General features: G+C 64.3%; 16 protein-coding genes. 4 read left to right on the forward strand and 12 right to left on the reverse strand.

What is annotated here, in order from left to right; all coding sequences use genetic code 11:
- Positions 1-43: 43 nt before the first annotated feature.
- Complete coding sequence (locus tag GWG67_RS35025) at positions 44-634, forward strand: DUF4337 domain-containing protein (protein WP_275174185.1); 591 nt, start codon at positions 44-46, stop codon at positions 632-634.
- A gap of 159 nt (positions 635-793) precedes the next feature.
- Here the strand turns inward: GWG67_RS35025 and GWG67_RS35030 are convergent, their stop codons facing one another.
- The 10 genes from GWG67_RS35030 to zapE all read right to left on the reverse strand — a co-directional run bounded on the left by GWG67_RS35030 (position 794) and on the right by zapE (position 13,398).
- Positions 794-1,324 (reverse strand): hypothetical protein, encoded by a 531-nt coding sequence (locus tag GWG67_RS35030; protein WP_275174187.1) that lies wholly within the window; start codon positions 1,322-1,324, stop codon positions 794-796.
- Positions 1,325-1,357: 33 nt separating this feature from the next.
- A complete protein-coding gene (gene lpdA, locus GWG67_RS35035; RefSeq protein WP_275174189.1) occupies positions 1,358-2,758 on the reverse strand; it encodes a dihydrolipoyl dehydrogenase in 1,401 nt (466 codons plus the stop codon).
- Between the two features lie 56 nt (positions 2,759-2,814).
- Positions 2,815-3,564, reverse strand: a complete 750-nt coding sequence (locus tag GWG67_RS35040) for an SDR family oxidoreductase (RefSeq protein WP_275174190.1) — start codon at positions 3,562-3,564, stop codon at positions 2,815-2,817.
- Between the two features lie 64 nt (positions 3,565-3,628).
- Complete coding sequence (odhB, locus tag GWG67_RS35045) at positions 3,629-4,873, reverse strand: 2-oxoglutarate dehydrogenase complex dihydrolipoyllysine-residue succinyltransferase (RefSeq protein ID WP_275174192.1); 1,245 nt, start codon at positions 4,871-4,873, stop codon at positions 3,629-3,631.
- A gap of 183 nt (positions 4,874-5,056) precedes the next feature.
- Positions 5,057-8,026, reverse strand: a complete 2,970-nt coding sequence (locus tag GWG67_RS35050) for a 2-oxoglutarate dehydrogenase E1 component (protein WP_275174193.1) — start codon at positions 8,024-8,026, stop codon at positions 5,057-5,059.
- 137 nt (positions 8,027-8,163) lie between these two features.
- Positions 8,164-9,048: a succinate--CoA ligase subunit alpha gene (gene sucD, locus GWG67_RS35055; protein ID WP_275174194.1), complete on the reverse strand. Its 885-nt coding sequence runs from the start codon at positions 9,046-9,048 to the stop codon at positions 8,164-8,166.
- Between the two features lie 34 nt (positions 9,049-9,082).
- The gene (locus tag GWG67_RS35060) at positions 9,083-9,562 is read right to left on the reverse strand and encodes a DUF1579 family protein (protein ID WP_275174195.1); all 480 of its coding nucleotides are present in this window, start codon (positions 9,560-9,562) and stop codon (positions 9,083-9,085) included.
- 4 nt (positions 9,563-9,566) lie between these two features.
- Positions 9,567-10,763 (reverse strand): ADP-forming succinate--CoA ligase subunit beta, encoded by a 1,197-nt coding sequence (sucC, locus tag GWG67_RS35065; protein ID WP_027566399.1) that lies wholly within the window; start codon positions 10,761-10,763, stop codon positions 9,567-9,569.
- Between the two features lie 219 nt (positions 10,764-10,982).
- Positions 10,983-11,951 (reverse strand): malate dehydrogenase, encoded by a 969-nt coding sequence (gene mdh, locus GWG67_RS35070; protein WP_007598869.1) that lies wholly within the window; start codon positions 11,949-11,951, stop codon positions 10,983-10,985.
- Between the two features lie 262 nt (positions 11,952-12,213).
- Positions 12,214-13,398 (reverse strand): cell division protein ZapE, encoded by a 1,185-nt coding sequence (gene zapE / locus GWG67_RS35075; protein ID WP_275174197.1) that lies wholly within the window; start codon positions 13,396-13,398, stop codon positions 12,214-12,216.
- Between the two features lie 139 nt (positions 13,399-13,537).
- Between zapE and GWG67_RS35080 the strand changes: the two genes are divergently transcribed.
- Positions 13,538-13,792, forward strand: coding sequence for a type II toxin-antitoxin system VapB family antitoxin (locus GWG67_RS35080; protein ID WP_275174198.1), 255 nt, complete (start codon positions 13,538-13,540; stop codon positions 13,790-13,792).
- A gap of 53 nt (positions 13,793-13,845) precedes the next feature.
- On the opposite strand, the gene thpR is transcribed toward GWG67_RS35080, so the two are convergent.
- Together thpR and GWG67_RS35090 are read right to left on the reverse strand one after the other, a co-directional pair.
- Entirely contained in the window at positions 13,846-14,382 is a 537-nt protein-coding gene (gene thpR, locus GWG67_RS35085) for an RNA 2',3'-cyclic phosphodiesterase (RefSeq protein ID WP_007598862.1), read from the reverse strand.
- Positions 14,383-14,555: 173 nt separating this feature from the next.
- Positions 14,556-15,203 carry an arylesterase gene (locus GWG67_RS35090; protein ID WP_275174228.1) on the reverse strand — a complete coding sequence of 216 codons (648 nt, stop codon included), beginning with the start codon at positions 15,201-15,203 and terminating at the stop codon, positions 14,556-14,558.
- Positions 15,204-15,258: 55 nt separating this feature from the next.
- Here GWG67_RS35090 and GWG67_RS35095 point away from each other — a divergent pair, with 55 nt between their 5' ends.
- Both GWG67_RS35095 and GWG67_RS35100 read left to right on the forward strand, forming a co-directional pair.
- Positions 15,259-15,981, forward strand: coding sequence for an ABC transporter ATP-binding protein (locus GWG67_RS35095; protein WP_275174199.1), 723 nt, complete (start codon positions 15,259-15,261; stop codon positions 15,979-15,981).
- The gene (locus tag GWG67_RS35100) at positions 15,978-18,548 is read left to right on the forward strand and encodes an ABC transporter permease (RefSeq protein ID WP_275174201.1); all 2,571 of its coding nucleotides are present in this window, start codon (positions 15,978-15,980) and stop codon (positions 18,546-18,548) included. Before GWG67_RS35095 ends, GWG67_RS35100 begins: the two co-directional genes overlap by 4 nt.
- Positions 18,549-18,744 lie beyond the last annotated feature (196 nt).

An 18,744-nucleotide genomic window follows, 5' to 3' on the forward strand; every position in this document is an offset into this window, starting at 1 on the left:
CCGCGGTTCGGTCAATCGTGGCGAACCGAGCCAGGAGGGACTTATGAGCGCACATGAAAGCATGGAGCATGCCGAGCACGCCGAACACGCGTCCGGCTCGAACAAGAAGATCGCGCTCCTGATCGCTGTCCTGGCGCTTTTCCTGGCGATCTCCGAGACGCTCGGCAAGGGCGCCCAGACCGAATCGATCAGCAAGAACGTCGAAGCTTCCAACCTCTGGGCCTTCTTCCAGGCCAAGAGCATCCGCCGCACCATGGTGCAGAGCATGGCGGACCAGGGCAAGCTCATCCTCGGCGCGGCGAGCGACGAGGCCAACAAGGTGGCGGTGCAGAAGCAGATCGAGGACTGGCAGAAGACCGCGCAGCGCTACCGCTCCGAGCCGGAGACCGGCGAAGGCACCGAGCAGCTGGCCGAAAAGGCCAAGCACGCCGAGCATGAGCGCGACGAGGCCACTGCGAAATATCATCACTTCGAGCTGGCGTCCGCCGCCTTCCAGATCGGCATCGTGCTGGCCTCAGCCACCATCATCACCGGCATGATCGCGCTCGCCTATGTCGCTGGCCTGCTGACGATCGGCGGGCTCGTCATGACCGGGCTCGGCCTGTGGTTGCCGCATCTGCTGCATTTGCATTAGCGAAAACGAGACGCGTGGTTTGACGCCACACAAGCAGTGTCATGCCCCGGCTTGACCGCGGCATCCAGTACGCCGCGGCTTCTCCGTATCCATTGCCGTCTCTGGAATACTGGATCGCCCGGTCAAGCCGAGCGATGACAGCGAGTGTGCGGTGAGGCTTCAGCGCGCTTCGTGCACGCTCTTGCGAAAACGCTGGATCAGGCGGAGTGTGCGGGAGGACCAGCCTTCGCCGTTGCCGGCGATCAGCTCGCGGATGCGCCGTTTGATCGGATCGACCAGCTCGGCGGCCTTGGCACGCAGCTTCAGCACCAGAGCATAAAGCCGCTCGAACCAAGCCATCTCCATCAGCTTGTCGCGCGTCACGTCGAAGACGAAGGCGGTGACGCCGACGCCGAGCAGCTTTGCGAACACGATGGTGAAGACCGCGCTGGTCCAGTATTCGTGCGTGAGCAGCCACAGGCCGACCAGCTTGAGCGGAAACAGCGGAACGATCGGCACCGCGAACACGATCAGCGTCATCGCCGGCGACAGCGCATCGACGCGGTCCGACAGCCATTGCTTGAACCGGGCGAGCGGGACGATTGCGACAACCCGCGCGACGATCGGTTCGAGATGGTCCCACAGCCAGGCTTCGATCAGGAAGATGATCGCAAGCAGGACCCAGAGCGGTTGAAGCAGGCGGCGTAGCATGTGTTTCCCGCCCGATTCGGCGCTGGGCGCGACCTACATATGGATGGCCCGCTTGCCGACTGCAAGCGCGGCTTCCTTGATGGCCTCCGAGCGCGTCGGGTGGGCGTGGCAGGTGCGCGCGAGATCCTCCGCACTGCCACCGAATTCCATGAGAACGCACGCCTCATGGATCATTTCGCCGGCTTCGCGGCCGATAATGTGCACGCCGAGCACGCGATCGGTCTTCGCATCTGCGAGAATCTTCACAAAGCCGTCAGTGGTCTGATTGACCTTGGAACGGCCGTTGGCGGTAAAGGGAAACTTTCCGACCGTATAAGCCACACCCGCCTGCTTCAGCTCTTCCTCGGTCTTGCCGACGGAGGATACTTCCGGCGTGGTATACACGACGCCTGGGATAACATCGTAATTCACGTGGCCGGCCTGCCCGGCGATGATCTCGGCAACCGCGACGCCCTCATCCTCGGCCTTGTGCGCGAGCATCGGGCCCGCGACGACGTCGCCGATGGCATAGACGCCCTTCACGCTGGTGGCGAAGTGCGGATCGATCTGCACGCGGCCGCGATTGTCGAGCGCAACGCCAGCTTCCTTCAGGCCCAGCCCATCCGTGTACGGCACACGGCCGATACAGACGAGAACGACGTCGGCTTCCAGCGTCTCGGCAGCGCCGCCGGCGGCGGGCTCGACCGTCGCCTTCAGCGTCTTGCCGGAGGTGTCCACGCCCGTGACCTTGGCACCCAGCTTGAAGGTAAAGCCCTGCTTCTCCAGGATGCGCTGGAATTGCTTGGCAATCTCGCCGTCCATGCCGGGCAAGATGCGGTCGAGGAATTCGACGACGACCACTTCGGCACCGAGACGGTGCCAGACCGAGCCGAGCTCGAGGCCGATCACACCGGCGCCGACGATCAGCAGCTTGCCGGGCACCTTGTCCAGCGACAACGCGCCGGTCGACGACACGATGCGGGTCTCGTCGATCTCGATGCCCTTGAGCCGCGCGATGTCCGAGCCGGTGGCGATCACGATGCTCTTCGTTTCGATGACTTGCGACTTGCCGTCGGCGGAGACTTCGACCTTGCCGGTGCCGAGAATCTTGCCGGCGCCCTTGAGCACGTCGATCTTGTTCTTCTTCATCAGGAATTCGACGCCCTTGACGTTGCCGTCGATGCCCTGCTGCTTGAAGTTCATCATCGCAGGAAGATCGAGCTTCGGCGAGGAGACGCTGACGCCCATCTTGGCGAAGGAATGTCCCGCCTCCTCGAACATTTCGGAGGCATGCAGCAACGCCTTCGACGGCATGCAGCCGACATTGAGGCAGGTGCCGCCAAGCGTCGCGTTCTTTTCGACCACGGCCACTTTCATGCCGAGCTGCGCTGCACGCACCGCGCAGACATAACCGCCCGGTCCGGTGCCGATGACGACGAGATCGTAGGATGCCATGAGAGAAAGTCCCGTAAGTTTAGCGTTGAGGGATGTGTCAGCGTCCGCGCGGCGTGTCAGCGTCCGCCGGACACATCGAGAATGGCTGATGTAACGTAGGAGGCATCGTCCGACATCAGCCAGACGATGGCATTGGCGACTTCATCGGCAGTACCGACGCGCTTCATCGGCACCATATGGGCCAGACGGTGGTGCCGATCGGGCTCGCCGCCGGAGGCGTGGATTTCGGTATCGATCAGGCCGGGGCGGATGCCTGCGACGCGAATGCCTTCGCCGGCAACCTCATAGCCGAGGCCGATGGTGAACGAATCGATCGCGCCCTTGGACGCGGCATAGTCGACATAGGTGTTCGGCGCGCCGAGCTTGGCGGCAACCGATGACAGATTGACGATGACGCCGCCCTGGCCGCCGTGCCTGGTCGACATCCGTTTCACCGCTTCGCGCGCGCAGAGGATGGAGCCGGTGACGTTGACCGCCATCACGCGCTGGATGCGCTCGGCCGACATCTCGTCGACGCGCACGCCGCTGGTCCCGACAATACCGCCATTGTTGACGAGTGCGCCGAGCGTGCCGAACGCGTCCGCAGCCTTGAACAGCGCCAGGATGTCGCTTTCCTCGGCGACGTCGCATTTCACCGCGATGGCCTTGCCGTTGCTGGCCGCGATCTCGGCGACGACCTCGTCGGCGGCCTTGTTGTTGCTGGCATAGCCGACCACGACACGGAAGCCGCGCGCGGCCGCAGCAATCGCAGTCGCGCGGCCAATGCCGCGGCTGCCGCCGGTGATGACAACGACTTTATCCGTCACGCGCGTCTCCATGGTTCGACACGCGCCGTCGCGATAGGCGACGGCGCTCGCAGAGCGTCAGCGATCAGAGATCGAGCACCAGGCGCGCCGGATCTTCCAGGCTCTCCTTGACGCGAACAAGGAAGGTCACGGCTTCCTTGCCGTCGATGACGCGGTGATCGTAGGACAGCGCCAGATACATCATCGGGCGGACCTCGATCTTGCCGCCGACGACCATCGGCCGCTCCTGGATCTTGTGCATGCCGAGGATGCCGGACTGCGGCGCGTTCAGGATCGGGGTCGACATCAGCGAACCGTAGATGCCGCCATTGGTGATCGTGAAGGTGCCGCCCTGCATCTCGTCGATCTTGAGCTGGCCGTCACGGGCGCGGCGGCCGAAATCGGCGATGCCCTTCTCGATGTCCGCAATCGACTTGTTGTCGCAGTCGCGCACCACGGGCACGACGAGGCCCTTGTCGGTGCCGACGGCGACGCCGATGTGATAGTAGTTCTTGTAGATCAGGTCGGTGCCGTCGATCTCCGCGTTGACGGCCGGGATGTCCTTCAGCCCCTGCACGACGGCCTTGGTGAAGAAGCCCATGAAGCCGAGCTTCGAGCCATGCTTCTTCTCGAACGCATCCTTATAGTGGGCGCGCAACGCCATGACGTTGGTCATGTCGACCTCGTTGAAGGTCGTGAGCATCGCGGCGGTGTTCTGCACGTCCTTGAGGCGACGCGCGATGGTCTGGCGCAGCCGGGTCATCTTGACGCGCTCTTCGCGAGCGGCGTCGTCGGCCGGCGAGGGTGCGCGGACCTGAACCGCGGCGGCAGGCTGGTTGACCGGGGTCGGCGCCGAGGCCGCACGCTCGATCGCGGCGAGCATGTCGCCCTTGGTGACGCGTCCGTCCTTGCCTGAACCCGGAACGGTCGAGGCGTCGATGCCGGTCTCGGCCGAGAGCTTGCGCACGGAGGGAGCGAGCGGCGCATCGGCCGGCGGCGCCTTCGCCGCGGAGGGAGCAGCCGCAGCGGCGGCAGCAGGAGCGGCAGCCGCGGGCTTTGAGGGCGCAGCGGGCGCCGGCTTGGCAGCGCCGGCGGCACCTTCAGTAATCTGGCCAAGCAGCGCGCCGACCGCGACGGTGGCACCATCTGCGGCGATGATCTCGCTCAGCGTGCCCGCGGACGGCGCCGGGACCTCAATGGTGACCTTGTCGGTCTCGAGCTCCACCAAGGGCTCGTCGACGGCGACGGGATCGCCAGCCTTCTTGAACCAGCGGCCGATGGTGGCCTCGGTGACGGATTCGCCGAGGGTCGGCACACGAATTTCAGTCATGGTCTTTTCCTTAAGGAGATCGCCAATGCGGTCGGGAATTTCACAGGTGTCATGCCCCGCGAAGGCGGGGCATCCAGTACTCCGCGGCGTTCGTGGTCATCACGGCCGTCACGGCGTACTGGATCGCCCGCCCCAGGGCGCAATTGCGCACAAGGCGGGCGATGACAGCGTCCAAAAAACTTCTCAGCTCAATGCTTCGTCCAGGAACGCCTTTAACTGCGCCTGATGCTTCGACATCAGACCCGTGGCGGTCGCGGCGGAGGCGGCGCGGCCGACATAACGCGGACGCCGGCTCACACCGTTCACCTGGTTCAGCACCCATTCCAGATAGGGCTCGATGAAGTGCCAGGCACCCATGTTGCGCGGCTCTTCCTGGCACCACACCACTTCGGCCTTCTTGAAGCGCGACAGCTCGGCCACCAGCGCCTTGAGCGGCACCGGATAGAGCTGCTCGACGCGCATCAGGTAGATGTCGTCCATCCCGCGCTTCTCGCGCTCCTCGTAGAGGTCGTAATAGACCTTGCCCGAGCAGAGCACGATGCGGCGGATCTTCTCGTCGGGAACGAGCTTGATCGCTTCGCTCGGTAGCATCTGGGCGTCGTCATAGAGGATGCGGTGGAAGGTCGTTCCCTTCGCGAGCTCCTCGAGTCGCGACACCGCCCGCTTGTGACGCAGCAGCGACTTCGGCGTCATCACGATCAGCGGCTTGCGAATCTCGCGATGGAGCTGGCGGCGCAGCACGTGGAAGTAGTTCGCCGGCGTGGTCGGATAGACTACCTGCATGTTGTCTTCCGCGCACATCTGGAGATAACGCTCCAGACGCGCCGAGGAGTGCTCCGGTCCCTGGCCTTCATAGCCGTGCGGCAGGAGGCAGACGAGGCCGGACATGCGCAGCCATTTGCGTTCACCCGAGGAGATGAACTGGTCGAACACGACCTGCGCGCCGTTGGCGAAGTCGCCGAACTGCGCTTCCCACAGGGTCAACGTGTTCGGCTCGGCGAGCGAATAGCCGTATTCGAAGCCGAGCACGGCTTCTTCAGACAGCAGCGAGTTGATGACCTCGTAATGGCCCTGCTCGTGACCGAGATGGTTGAACGGCGTGTAGCGGCTCTCGTCTTCCTGGTCGATCAGGACCGAGTGGCGCTGCGAGAAGGTGCCGCGCTCCGAATCCTGTCCGGATAGGCGGACATGGTGGTTCTCGTTGAGCAGCGTGCAGAACGCCAGCGCCTCGCCGGTCGCCCAGTCGATGCCCGTGCCGCCGTCGATCGCCTTGGCGCGGTTTTCGAGGAAGCGCTGGATGGTGCGGTGGACGCGGAAACCGTCCGGCACCTTGGTGATCTTGCGGCCGATGTCCTTCAGGGCCGCGATGTCAACGCCGGTGACGCCACGCCGCGCGTCTTCTTCCTGATCCGCGATCTTGAAGCCGGCCCATTTGCCGTCGAGCCAGTCGGCCTTGTTGGGCTTGTAGCCGGAGCCGGCTTCAAGCTCGGCATCAAGCCGCGCGCGCCAGTCCGCCTTGGCCTTCTCGACCTCGCCCTCGGTCAGCACGCCTTCGCTGATGAGGCGGCGGGCGTAGAGCTCGAGCGTCGACGGATGGGCCGCGATCTTCTTGTACATCACCGGCTGGGTGAAAGCCGGCTCGTCGCCCTCGTTATGGCCATGCCTGCGGTAACAGAACATGTCGATGACGACGGGCTTGTGGAATTTCTGCCTAAACTCGGTCGCGACCTTGGCCGCGAACACGACGGCTTCCGGATCGTCGCCGTTGACGTGGAAGATCGGCGCGTCGATCATCTTCGCCACGTCGGACGGGTAAGGCGACGAACGGGAATAACGCGGATAGGTGGTGAAGCCGATCTGGTTGTTGACGATGAAGTGGACGGAGCCGCCGGTGCGGTAGCCCTTCAGGTCCGACAGGCCGAAACATTCGGCGACCACGCCCTGGCCGGCAAATGCGGCGTCGCCATGCATCAGCAGCGGCATCACCGAGATGCGCATATCCGGGGGATCGCCGTGCTGGTCCTGCTTGGCGCGGACTTTTCCGAGCACCACGGGATCGACGATCTCGAGATGCGAGGGGTTGGCGGTCAGCGACAGATGGATGCGGTTGCCGTCGAACTCGCGATCCGAGGACGCGCCGAGGTGATATTTGACGTCGCCCGAGCCTTCGACCGCATCAGGATTGGCCGAACCGCCCTTGAACTCGTGGAACAGCGCGCGATGCGGCTTGCCCATCACCTGGGTCAGTACGTTGAGGCGGCCGCGATGCGGCATGCCCAGCACGACTTCCTTCACGCCGAGATTGCCGCCGCGCTTGATGATCTGCTCGAGCGCGGGGATCAGTGACTCGGCGCCATCAAGGCCGAAGCGCTTGGTGCCGGTAAACTTGGTGTCACAGAATTTCTCGAAACCTTCGGCCTCGACCAGCTTCATCAGGATGGCGCGGCGGCCTTCGCGGGTGAAGGAGATTTCCTTGTCCGGCCCCTCGATCCGCTCCTGGATCCACGCCTTCTGCGCCGCGTTGGTGATGTGCATGAACTCGACGCCGAGCGTCTGGCAGTACGTGCGCTCACAGATCGCGGTGATTTCGCGCAAGCTGGCGTATTCGAGACCGAGCACATGGTCGAGGAAGATCTTCCGGTCGAAATCGGCTTCGCTGAAGCCGTAGGTCCGCGGATCGAGCTCTTCGCGATTGCGCTGGGCTTCGATGCCGAGCGGATCGAGCTTGGCGTGGAAGTGGCCGCGCATGCGGTAGGAGCGGATCAGCATCAGCGCGCGGACCGAGTCGCGCGTGGCCTGGAGCAAATCGGCGGAGGAGAGGCCGCCGCCCTTGTCACCGCTCTTGGCCTGCGCCTTGGCCGCGATCTTGGCTCCGACCGTCTTCTCGACTTCCGCCCAATTGCCGTCGAGCGCGGAGGTCAGATCGTCCTGCGGGGTCAGCGGCCAGTTGGCGCGCTCCCAGGACGGGCCTTGGGCGTTCTTGCTGATGTCGCCCGGCTGGTCGTTGAGGCTCTTGAAGAATTCCTGCCACTCGGCATCCACCGAGGACGGGTCCTTCTCGTAGCGGGCGTAGATTTCGTCGATGTAGGTGGCGTTGGTGCCCTGCAAAAAAGAGGAGAGGGCAAAGGCTGCGTTCGCGTCTTGGCGAGACATACTTGAGTTCCTGGCGATTTCGGTTCGCGCATAACAAACGGCGCTGGCGCTGGGCTCCCCGGCAGAGGACCAGCGCGACAGGCACCATTTACCCTATTTGCTGCGAAACTTCGCCCGGAAAATTGCGAAGGTGTGAATCAGGCTTTCAATTTTTCGGCAAGCGTGTGCCCGAGCCGGGCGGGAGACGGGGACACTGTAATTCCAGCCGATTTCATCGCGTCGGTCTTGGAACCAGCGTCGCCCTTGCCGCCCGAAATGATCGCACCGGCATGGCCCATGCGGCGGCCGGGAGGGGCCGTGACACCGGCAATGAAACCGACCATCGGCTTCTTGCGGCCGCGCTTGGCCTCGTCCTTGAGGAACTGGGCGGCGTCCTCCTCGGCGGAACCGCCGATCTCGCCGATCATGATGATGGACTCGGTCTGGGGATCGCCGAGCAGCATTTCCAGCACGTCGATAAACTCGGTTCCCTTGACCGGATCGCCGCCGATGCCGACCGCGGTGGTCTGGCCGAGGCCTTCCTGGGTGGTCTGGAACACGGCTTCGTAGGTCAGGGTGCCGGAGCGGGAAACGATGCCGACGCTCCCGGTCTTGAAGATGTTGGCCGGCATGATGCCGATCTTGCACTCGCCCGCAGTCATGACACCCGGGCAGTTCGGCCCGATCAGGCGCGACTTGGAGCCGGCCAGCGAGCGCTTCACCCGGACCATGTCGATGACCGGGATACCTTCGGTGATGCAGACGATCAGCGGGATCTCGGCGTCGATGGCTTCGCAGATCGCATCGGCCGCGCCCGGCGGCGGCACGTAGATCACCGACGCATCCGCGCCGGTCTTCTCACGCGCCTCGCGCACGGTGTCGAACACCGGCAGGCCCAGATGCGTCGCGCCGCCTTTGCCGGGCGAAGTGCCGCCGACCATCTTGGTGCCATAGGCAATCGCGGCCTCCGAATGGAAGGTGCCGTTCTTGCCGGTAAAGCCCTGGCAGATGACCTTGGTGTTCTTGTCGATCAGGATGGACATGAGGTCTGCTTTCGCGAAACTAACGAGTGAGAGGTCAGTGGATGCGGCGGTAGACGCCGGTGAGCACGTCGGCCCAGCCTTCCGCGTCCGGCGAGAACTGGATCTTCAACGAATAGGAATCGTCGTCGATGATTTCATAGACGTGGCGCGCATTGCCGCGGAGCGAGCCGCGCACCAGCGTCAGGGTCTTGCCGACCCACCCGCCGGAGGCGGGCGAGGGCGGCGTGTAGCCGAGCGAGTCGTACCAGAACAATTTGTAGGTCCGGTCTTCGCGGTCGAAGGTGAAGATGCCGTGGGTGGCGAAGCTCTGCTTGCCGTCGCGGGTCTGGACCGAGTCCTGGATCAGATAGAAGCCATTGAGATCCATGTGGGCCACGACGCGAGAAGTCGCCGTTCCCCCGTCCGTCCAGCGCGACGGAAAGACCACCTCTTCGCCATTCCATTCACCGGCGAACGCGGCAAGACGCGCGTGCTCCGGCAGCGGAGATGATGCAGCGAGATGGTCCTGGGTCATGGCCTCAGCCTCCCTTGACGGCCTTCACAATCTTCTGCGCGGCGTCGTCGAGATTGTCGGCCGGCACCACGTTCAGGCCGGATTCACGGATGATCTTCTTGCCCAGCTCGACATTGGTGCCTTCGAGGCGAACCACCAGCGGCACGCTGAGGCCGACTTCACGAACCGCAGCCGTCACGCCCTCGGCGATCACGTCGCACTTCATGATGCCGCCGAAGATGTTGACCAGGATGCCCTTCACGTTGGGATCCGCGGTGATGATCTTGAAGGCGGCCGCCACCTTTTCCTTGCTGGCGCTGCCGCCGACGTCGAGGAAGTTCGCCGGCGCCATGCCGTAGAGCTTGATGATGTCCATCGTCGCCATCGCGAGGCCGGCGCCGTTGACCATGCAGCCGATATTGCCGTCGAGGGTGACGTAGTTGAGGTCGTATTTCGAGGCCTCGATTTCCTTGGCGTCTTCCTCGGTCTCGTCGCGCAGCGCGAGCACCTCGGGGTGACGGAACAGGGCGTTGTCGTCGAACGACACCTTGGCGTCGAGGACGCGGAGCTGGCCCTGCTTGGTCACGACCAGCGGGTTGATCTCCAGCATCGACATGTCCTTGGCGACGAACGCCGCATAGAGCTGCGCGGTGAGCTTCTCGGCCTGCTTGGCGAGATCGCCGGAGAGTTTCAGCGCGTTGGCGACGGTGCGGCCGTGATGGCCCATGATGCCGGTTGCGGGATCGATCGAGAAGGTCACGATCTTCTCAGGCGTGTTGTGCGCGACGTCCTCGATGTTGACGCCGCCCTCGGTCGACACCACGAAGGAGACGCGGGAGGTCTCGCGGTCGACCAGGATCGAGAGGTAGAATTCCTTGTCGATGTCGGAGCCGTCCTCGATGTAAAGGCGGTTGACCTGCTTGCCGGCGGGTCCGGTCTGGATGGTGACGAGCGTTGCGCCGAGCATCTGCTTGGCGAATTCGGAAACTTCCGCGGCCGACTTGGCGATGCGGACGCCGCCCTTGTCGCCGGCGGATGCTTCCTTGAACTTGCCCTTGCCGCGGCCGCCGGCGTGGATCTGGCTCTTCACGACCCAGACCGGGCCCGGGAGAGCCTTTGCCGCCGCGTCCGCATCGGCCGCCTTCAGGACCGGAACGCCCTTCGAGATCGCGACACCGAACTCGTTCAGCAGCGCTTTGGCCTGATATTCATGGATATTCATTTAGTCGCTCCCTGAACCCGCGGGCGGTGACCTCGTAGGCCCACCTCAGTCTTGTGGCTGGCATACCATATACCACAGGAACTGCAACCCGGATTCTCTGACATCGATCTCTGGACTGCCGATCCGGAACCCGCCAGCCCTCAACAAGAGTTGCAGCGGGGGCCCGGAAGTGAAACCGCCGAAGACCGGGTTTTCGATCTTCGGCGGGGATTGTTGGGTTTAGCGGCCCAGAAGGTCGGGTGCGATCTTCTTGCAGGCGTCAACCAGACCCTGCACCGCGCCGACTGACTTGTCGAAGGCTTCGCGGTCCTTGCCGACGAGCTCGATCTCGACGACGCGCTCGACGCCCTTGGAGCCGATCACGACGGGCACGCCGACATACATGTCCTTCACGCCGTATTCGCCGTTCAGGTAGGCGGCCGAGGCCAGCACGCGCTTCTTGTCACGCAGATAGCTCTCGGCCATCGCGATCGCGGAAGCCGCCGGCGCGTAGAAGGCCGAGCCGGTCTTGAGCAGATTGACGATCTCGGCGCCGCCGTTGCGGGTGCGGTCGACGATCTCGTCGAGGCGCGCCTGCGAGGTCCAGCCCATCTTGACGAGATCGGGCAGCGGAATGCCGGCGACGGTGGAGTATTTTACCAGCGGCACCATCGTGTCGCCATGGCCGCCCAGCACGAAGGCGGTGACGTCTTCGACCGAAACGTTGAACTCGTCGGCCAGGAAGTAGCGGAAGCGCGACGAATCCAGCACGCCGGCCATGCCGACGACCTTCTTGTGCGGCAGGCCGCTAGCCTTCTGCAGCGCCCAGACCATCGCGTCGAGCGGGTTGGTGATGCAGATGACGAAAGCGTCGGGGGCGTACTTCTTGATGCCGGCGCCGACCTGCTCCATGACCTTGAGGTTGATGGAGAGGAGGTCGTCGCGGCTCATGCCGGGCTTGCGGGGCACGCCGGCGGTGACGATGCAGACCTTTGCATTGTCCAGCGCCTCGTAGGAGTTCGCGCCGGTATAGTGCGCGTCAAAGCCATCGACCGGCGAGGACTGTGCGATGTCGAGCGCCTTGCCCTGCGGCACGCCCTCGGCGATGTCGAACATCACCACGTCGCCCAGCTCTTTCAGGCCGATGAGATGAGCCAGCGTTCCGCCGATCTGACCGGAGCCAATCAAAGCAATCTTGTCGCGCGCCATGTGAACCTGTCCTTTAGACACGTAAGGAGGGGAAAACTGAGACGGGTGGTTATCCCTTTCGCCTCCCCCGTTCAAGTCGGTGGATGCCCAATTGTCGGGCTCGCCGCGAAAGCAGCCAGAATACCCCCCGAACCGTCAGCCTATCCCAACGGTCATTCCGGGGCGCGACGAAGTCGCGAGCCCGGAATCCATAACGACGATCGGGAGTATGGATTCCGGGCTCGTCGCTTGGCGACGCCCCGGAATGACGGCCGCATAGGACTTAAGTCTCCACCAGCCCCTTGGTCGAGCCGCTGGCGGTGGAATCCTTGCGGCCGTGGGGCAGCGCCAGATAGGATTCCGAGCTCATTTCGATCAGGCGCGAGGCGGTGCGCTTGAACTCGTTGGCCTCGTTGCCCTCGTTGGCAAGATAGAGCGAGATCGGGTTGGCATCGGCCGAGGCCATCAGCTTCACGGCATTGTCATAGAGCGTGTCGATCAGCGTGATGAAACGCTTGGCGGCGTTGCGCTGAGAGATGTCCATCACTGGAATGTGGTCGACCAGGATGGTGTGATAATCGTGCGCCAGCCTGAGATAGTCGGATGCCCCGAGCGGCTTCTCGCAGAGATCGGCGAACGCGAAGCGCGCCACGCCGTGGGCCGAGCACGGCACGTGCAGGATGCGGCCCTTGATCGAAATATCGCGCGACTTGCATTTGGCGCTGCCTGACATCCTCGACCAGGCGCGGTCGAGCGCGGTGTCCGCCTCGGTGTCTGCCGGTGTCAGCCACATCGGCACGCCCTGAAGCTTTTCCAGCCGGAAGTCGGTGCGCGCGTCGAGCCGCAGCACGTCCATGTGGTCGGTAATCTGCCTGATGAAGGGCAGGAACAGCGAACGATTCAGACCGCCCTTGTAGAGGTCGTCAGGCGCGACGTTGGAGGTCGCCACCACCACGGTGCCGAGCTCCAGCAGCTTTGCGAACAGGCGGCCGAGGATCATCGCGTCCGCGATGTCGGTGACGTGGAATTCGTCGAAACAGAGCAGCCAACTCTCCTCGAAGATCGCATGCGCGGTCAGCGCGATGACGTCGCCGTCGGCGATCTCGCCGCGCGCGATGCCCTGGCGATAATCGTAGATGCGCTCGTGCACATCGGCCATGAATTCGTGGAAATGCGCGCGCCGCTTGTGCTCGACGGTCGAGTGCTGGAAGAACAGATCCATCAGCATGGTCTTGCCGCGGCCGACCTCGCCATGGACGTAGAGCCCGTGCGGCGCCTCGTCCTTGTCGCTGCTGAACAGGCGGCTGAGCAGGCCCTGCTTGCGCGCCGGCTTGTAATCGGCGAGCCGCTGGTCGAGCGCCGCATAGGCGTCGGCGATTTCAGCCTGGGCAGCGTCGGGCTCGATCGCGCCGGACGCGATCTGGGCCTGATAGGCCTCGCGGAATGAGGAACTGGGGGTCGAGAGCATGCTCTTTACCGCCAGAGATGAGCGGAAATTGCAACTCCGTATTGGCGCAAGGGGCGTATGCGCTTACCCTCATACATGTGGGTGTGGGCGGATGATTGAGATATCAGTAAAGTAAAGCGGCTACTTTGTGGCTCCTGACATGGCTCTTAATATCGAAGACCCCGAGACCGAGCATCTCGCATGCAGGCTGGCGCAACTCACCGGCGAGACCGTTGTGGTCGCGACGAAGCGAGCTATCGAGGAGCGGCTTAGCCGTATCGACAATCAGCACCGCAAGACTGCTCTATTGGACGATATGGCTGCGATCCGCCAACGCTGGAGCGAACTGCCGGTGATAGCCGACCAGACGGCAGACGAAATCGTTGCCTATGACAAACACGGATTGCCACTCTGAGCGCGATAGACGCTACCGGTCGACGCGCCAGGGCCTCGGCTTGTTAGCCAAGCTCACTCACACAGCTCGTACGCGTCCTCGACCACATACGGGCCGCCGCCGGTGGAGGCGCGGGACGAGAACAGCACGAAACGTTCGGCCGTGAACGCCTTGCTGGGAAAATAGCCGCGCAGCGACAGATAATCGGCGACGTCACGGTCGGTGGCGTCGTGGAGCCGGGCCAGCGTGACATGCGGGATGAACTTGCGACCCTCAGGATCGAGGCCGATCCGCTGCATCAGGCGCTCGAGCTCGGCTTGCAATTCCATCAGCGGCTTGCTCGGCACGATGGTGGCGACCACCGCGCGCGGCTTGCGTCCGCCGAAACTCTGCAAGCCCTGCACCTTCACCTCGAACGGCTTGCGGTCAACGCGAAACAGCATCGAGGCGATTTCGTTGGCGGACATGCCGTCGATATTGCCGATGAAGCGCAGTGTGACGTGGTAATTTTCGGGATCGATCCAGCGGGCGCCGGGAAGGCCGCCCCGCAAATTGGAAAGCGACTGGCCAATCTCGGCCGGAATTTCCAGACCAGTGAACAAACGCGGCATCGTTTCGCACTCCCGATGCTTGGGCATGATCCAGGGAAAGATCATATCCAAATTTTAGAGCCGGCGACGAATCACCGGTACCTCAATTCCTATCGCAGTTGTGTGACTCTGCGAAGCATCGCGCGCCTTACTCCGGTAAAACCCTGGGAATTACGGTTAGCGTTGCCTGCTTTTCAACGCCGTTGCTCAGCTATGGTGCCAAGGAATGCCTCAACCGTGGGCAAGATATTCCTGACGATGATGTCGACGCCGGGCGCGGTCGGATGAATGCCGTCGGCCTGGTTGAGCTTGGCATCGGCCGCGACACCGTCGAGAAAAAACGGATAGAGCGGCACGCCGTATTTTTTCGCCAAATCCGGATAAATCGAATTGAAGCGCGCGGCATAGTCCGCGCCGTAGTTCGGCGGCGCCAGCATGCCGCACAGCATCACCGCGATCTTGCGCGCCTTGAGACGCTGGACGATCTCGGTGAGCGCAGCGCGCGTCAAATCGGGATCGATGCCGCGCAGCGCATCGTTGGCGCCGAGCTCGATGATCACACCGTCGGTTCCGTCAGGGACCGACCAGTCGAGCCGGTCACGGCCCCCCGAGGAGGTGTCGCCGGACACCCCGGCATTGGTCATGCCGACCTCTATCCCTTTGTCTTGTAAAGATTTTTGAAGTTTTGCGGGGAACGCCTCCTGGGCCGGGAGGCCGAGGCCAGCGCTCAGGGAATCGCCGAGAACCACCAGCTTGATCGGCTTCGCCGCTTCGGCCCATGCCGGAGCCCACGCCGGATTTGCCACCGTCATCAAACCGAGCATCAACACGGCTATGTGCATGAACAATCCGTAACGCCTCTCGACCGCGCGTGCGGAGTTGCCATATGACCGGACCATGGACACTCGCATCTCTTCCTCTTCGCTCGCCGACAGTTCGGCGGACACCATCGCCATCTCCAACGTCAATCTGTCATTGGGTACGGGCGCGGCACGCGTTCACATTCTCAAGGATATCAGCTTGCGCGTCGGCCGGAGCGAAACGATCGGCCTGATCGGCCCGTCAGGCTCGGGCAAATCCACGCTGCTGATGGTGATGGCGGGGCTGGAGCGTCCTGATAGCGGAGAGGTGGTGGTCAGCGGCACGTCTTTCAATGCCCTCGACGAAGACGCGCTGGCTCGCTTCCGCGGCCGCCAGGTCGGCATCGTCTTCCAGTCCTTCCATTTGATCCCGACCATGACCGCGCTGGAGAACGTCGCGGTGCCACTCGAGCTTGCGGGCAATCCCGACGCCGCCAGGCGCGCGGCGCAGGAGCTGCAATCGGTCGGCCTTGGCGACCGTCTGCATCATTATCCGACGCAGCTCTCCGGCGGCGAGCAGCAGCGCGTCGCGCTGGCCCGCGCGCTGGCACCCGATCCCGCGATCCTCGTTGCCGACGAGCCGACCGGCAATCTCGACGAAGCCACGGGACAACAGATCGTCGACCTCCTGTTCAGCAAGCATGCCGAGCGCGGCATGACGCTGGTGCTGGTCACGCACGATTCCTCGCTCGCGCATCGCTGCGATCGCGTGATCCGCCTGCGCTCCGGGCGCATCGACACGCAGTCGGCGCCGGCATGAGCATTGCTGCCGAACCGTTCGCGAAGCCCAACGGCGTCGCGCTGTCGCTGCGCTACGCGCTACGCGAATTGCGCGGCGGCCTGCGCGGCTTCTACGTCTTCATTGCCTGCATCGCGCTCGGCGTGATGGCCATCGCCGGTGTCGGCTCGGTGTCGGCGAGCCTGAGCGACGGCCTCGCCCGCGAGGGCCGTACGCTGCTCGGCGGCGACGTATCGTTCGTCTTGTTTCAGCGCGAGGCGAAGCCGGAGGAAGTCGCCTTCCTGCGTTCGCGCGGCACTGTCTCGAGCGCCGCCACTCTGCGCGGAATGGCGCGCTCGGCCGAGGGCAAGCTGGCGCTGGTCGAGATGAAGGCGGTCGACGGCACCTATCCGATGCTGGGCCAGTTGACGCTGGCGCCACCGCTGCCGATGTCCGACCTGCTCGCGGAGCGCGACGGCGCGTTCGGCGCAGCCGCCGATCCGACGCTGCTGACGCGGCTATCGCTCAAGACCGGCGATCGCGTCACCGTCGGGGCTGCGACGTTCCAGATCCGCAGCGCCGTCGAAGCCGAGCCCGACAAGCTCGCCGGCGGCATCGGCTTCGGCCCGCGCTTCCTGATCAGCGAAGCGGGCCTGCGCGCCACCGGGCTGGTCCAGCCCGGCAGCCTGGTGCGCTGGGTCTACCGGGTGAAGCTGCCGGAGATCGCCAATAGCGAGCGCGCCACCGACGCCTTCATTGCGGATTCGCGCAACGCCGCGCCGCAGGCCGGCTGGGAGGTCCGCAGCCGCTCCAATGCCTCGCCGCAGCTCGAGCGCAACATCAACCGCTTCACGCAGTTCCTGACGCTGGTCGGCCTCGCCGCGCTGCTGGTCGGCGGTGTCGGCGTCGCCAATGCCGTCAAGGCCCATATCGACCACAAGCTCGAGGTGATCGCGGCCTTCAAGGCGGTCGGCGCCACCGGGCGCGACGTGTTCGGCATCTATCTCGCCCAGGTTCTCCTGCTCGCCGCGATTGGGTCGCTGATCGGGCTCGCGCTCGGCGCCGCCATGCCCTTCGCGATCGTCGGCCTGTTCGGCAAGCTGCTGCCGCTGCCGGTGGTGCCGGCGGTGCATGCCGACGAGCTTGCGCTGTCGTTCGTCTACGGGCTGCTCACCGCGCTTGCCTTCGGCCTGTGGCCGCTCGGGCGGGTACACGACATGCCGGTGGCCGCGCTGTTCCGCGACACCATCAGCTCCGAATGGCACCGGCCACGCTGGAGCTATCTCGTCTTCATGGCCGTCGTGATCGCGCTGCTCATCGCGGTCGTGATCGGGCTCTCCTTCGACAAGCGCATCGCCGCGGTGTTCGTGGCCTCCTCCGTGGTCGTGTTCGCGCTGCTGCGCGGCATTGCCGCCCTGCTGATGACGATCGCACGGCGACTGCCGCGCACGCGGTGGCCGATGCTGCGACTTGCGATTGCCAACATTCACCGGCCGGGCGCGCTGACGCCCTCGGTCGTGCTCTCGCTCGGGCTCGGACTCGCCGTGCTCGTCACCATCACCCAGATCGACGGCAATCTGCGCCGGCAGTTCCTGGCGGCGCTGCCCGAGCACGCGCCATCGTTCTTCTTCATCGACATTCCGAGCACGCAGGCCGAGCAGTTCGACTCCTATCTGCGCCAGCTCGCCCCTGGCGCGAAGGTCGATGACGTGCCGATGCTGCGCGGGCGGATCGTCGGAGCCCGTGGCGTCCGCGCCGAGGAGCTCAAGCCCAGCACCGATTCCGAGTGGGTGCTGCAGAGCGACCGTGGCCTGACCTATACCGCCGATCTGCCGAAGGGCTCCAAGGTGGTCGAGGGCGCGTGGTGGAGCGCCGATTATTCCGGCCCGCCGCTGGTTTCGATGGAGAAGAAGATCGCGGACGGACTCGGCCTCAAGCTCGGCGACGAGGTCGTGGTCAATATCCTCGGCCGCGACATCCCCGCCAAGATCAGCAATCTGCGCACCATCGACTGGCAGGGCCTCGGCATCAATTTCGTCCTGGTGTTCTCGCCGAACGCCTTCAAGGGCGCCCCGCACACCCACATCGCGACGCTGACGGAAGCCGGAGGCGATGCGGCCGGCGACGGCAAGATCATCAAGGAGGTCGCTGACGCCTATCCGATGGTGACGAGCGTGCGCGTGCGCGAGGTGATGGAGACGGTCGGCTCGGTCGTGACCAACCTTGCGCTGGCGATCCGCGGCGCCAGCGCGGTGACCCTGATCTCGGCGATCCTGGTGTTGGGCGGCGCGCTCGCCGCCGGCCATCGGCACAGGGTCTACGATGCGGTGATCCTCAAGACCCTGGGCGCGACCCGACTGCGGCTGCTCGGCGCCTATGCGCTCGAATACCTCCTGATCGGGCTCGCCACCGCGGTGTTCGGCGTTTTCGCCGGCAGCGTCGCGGCCTGGATGATCGTGACCCGGCTGATGACCCTCACTTTCGTCTGGCAGGGCGGCAGCGCAGCCGGCGTGGTCGCGGCTGCTTTGGTCGTCACGGTCGGGCTCGGGCTCGCCGGCACGCTCCTGGCGTTGAACAAAAAGCCCGCCACGGTGTTGCGGAATTTGTGACAAATGGTAGCGGGCGGCTGCGCGGGAGCGAAATCGCACGATTCCAGCGATTAACCACGTCTGCTCGCCAGGATTGCGGGCGAGGGCGACATTCAGCCGCGCGTGGAAGGTTGCAGCGGATGTGTTAGTTTCCCACATATCGAGTGGGTTCGGAGTCCCGATTGTTAGCCAAAATTTAGTCGGCAGACGTCGGTAT

The sequence above is a fragment of the Bradyrhizobium sp. CSS354 genome (genome assembly GCF_029051725.1).
Lineage (GTDB): Bacteria > Pseudomonadota > Alphaproteobacteria > Rhizobiales > Xanthobacteraceae > Bradyrhizobium.